Source organism: Arhodomonas sp. KWT (genome assembly GCF_010993615.1).
The window spans coordinates 1-1896 of record NZ_WNXE01000361.1 but is presented as its reverse complement, the minus strand read 5'-3'; the positions used below and the strand labels follow the sequence as shown (position 1 = coordinate 1896).

2 protein-coding genes are annotated in these 1896 nt (G+C 70.4%); one reads left to right on the top strand and one right to left on the bottom strand.

All coding sequences use genetic code 11. The features are described from left to right. Positions 1-247, top strand: a 247-nt coding sequence (locus G7A99_RS18930; protein WP_205599929.1) for a hypothetical protein, incomplete at its 5' end; no start/stop codon positions are given. A 468-nt stretch (positions 248-715) separates the two neighbouring features. Here G7A99_RS18930 and G7A99_RS18925 read toward each other — a convergent pair. After that, the coding region (locus G7A99_RS18925; protein WP_205599928.1) for an AAA family ATPase at positions 716-1896 on the bottom strand (1181 nt) is incomplete at its 5' end.

The following is a 1896-nucleotide window of genomic DNA, read 5'->3' as shown; positions in this document are numbered from 1 at the left end:
TCGGTTGCTCGTGCTCAAGGCCCTGTCCGGTACCTTGCCCGTTAGCCACTATGGTGTCGTCACCCAGGGGATCCCGCGCATCGCGAGCGTCACCATGGATACCCTGGCACCGGGTGACGCCGGGGTGGATGACGAGCGCTTCATCCCGGTGCTCGCCGCCGGCGAGTCCGCGCTGCTGCCCCGTCTGGACGCCCTGGAGCCGGAGCTCGCGTCGGCCCTGGCGGCGGCCGGCGGCGTGAACCCCTAGGGCCCGTTGCCGAGGGCGGGTATAGATTGGTTGCTCCTGGCAACCGACCACGGTGGCCTCGCCCGGTGTGCCCCGGGGCGGCGGGCGTCCGCAGGGTGCTTGTCGGCAGGGCGAGGGTGTCGCACGCTCCCGGTGCCCGATCCACACGAACGGCCGGTACCGGCCGCTTCCGCGGGCTGACGGCTCCCCGCAATCGCCGTCCTCTTCCGGGCCATCGTCGGCTGCCTTCGGGCAACCGGCCTACGGCGGGAACGGTCTGACTCTGCGTGACTCGTGCCGGAACGCGCCCGACACCCTTGTCGAGGGATGGGGCCGGGCGGTATGGCATGTTTTTGGTGCCCCGGTTGTCCGCGTTGGGGTGTTCGCCAGGCCCTTTCCAGCACATCGTTTCCTGGCCGCCCATCCTGAACTGAGGCCGGTATACGCGCCGGGCCCGCGGTACCGCGTGCGGCCCTGGGCGGGTATGGTTCACACCGCCAGCGCGGGTTCGTCGGCCGACGGGCTCCGGTAGATGAAGTTCCCGCCTGTACCCAGATCCACCTCCAGGTGCTCCACCGGGTCGTTCGCGGCCATGCGGTCGAGCACGTGCGCGGCGAGCTCCGGCATGAGGGTGCCGGCGAGGATGTGGTCGATGCTGCGGGCGCCGCTGTCGCTGTCGGTGCTGCGGGCGGCGATGGCCTCGACCACCGCCGGGGAGAACGTCAGCCCGGCACGATGGTTGTGAAGGAAGCGCTGGCGGATGCGCTCCAGCTTCATTGTCACGATTCGCCTGAGGATCTCGCCGTGCACCGGGTAGTAGGGGACGATGCTCAGGCGGCCGAGGAACGCCGGTTTGAAGGTGGTGTTGAGGGTGTCGCGCAGTGCCGCGACGATCGCCTCCGGGGCCGGCGGCACGGCATGGCCGAGGCAGCGCTCCATGATGGCGTCGGTGCCGACGTTGGAGGTCAGCAGGATGATCGTGTTGCGGAAATCGATCTCCCGGCCCTCGCCGTCGTCGAGTACCCCCTTGTCGAACACCTGGAAGAAGAGCTCCAGGACGTCCGGGTGGGCCTTCTCCACCTCGTCGAGCAGGACCACGCTGTAGGGCCGGCGGCGTACCGCCTCGGTCAGCACGCCGCCCTCGCCATAGCCCACGTAGCCCGGCGGCGAGCCCTTCAGGCCGGAGACGGTGTGGGCCTCCTGATACTCGGACATGTTGATGGTGATGACGTTGCGCTCGCCGCCGTAGAGGGTGTCGGCGAGGGCCAGGGCGGTCTCGGTCTTGCCGACACCGCTGGGGCCGAGCAGCAGGAACACGCCGACGGGCTTGCCCGGGTCGTCGAGGCCGGCGCGGGAGATCGCGATGCGCTGACCGATGGCCTCCAGGGCGTGGTCCTGGCCGAGCACGCGTTCGCCGAGCAGTGACGGCAGGCGGCGCACGGTGGTGAGTTCGTCGGCGAGCATCTTGCCCAGGGGGATGCCCGTCCACCCGGAGATCACCTCCGCGACGGCATTGCCGTCGACGTGGCCGTGCACCAGCGCCTCCCCGTCCTGGGCCTGCGCCAGCTCGCGCCGGGTCTCGCCAATACGCCTCGCGATGTCGTCGGCCCGGGCGTCGTCGCCGGTCTCGTCGAGCTCGCGTTCCAGCGCGCCGAGGCGTTCGACGACCG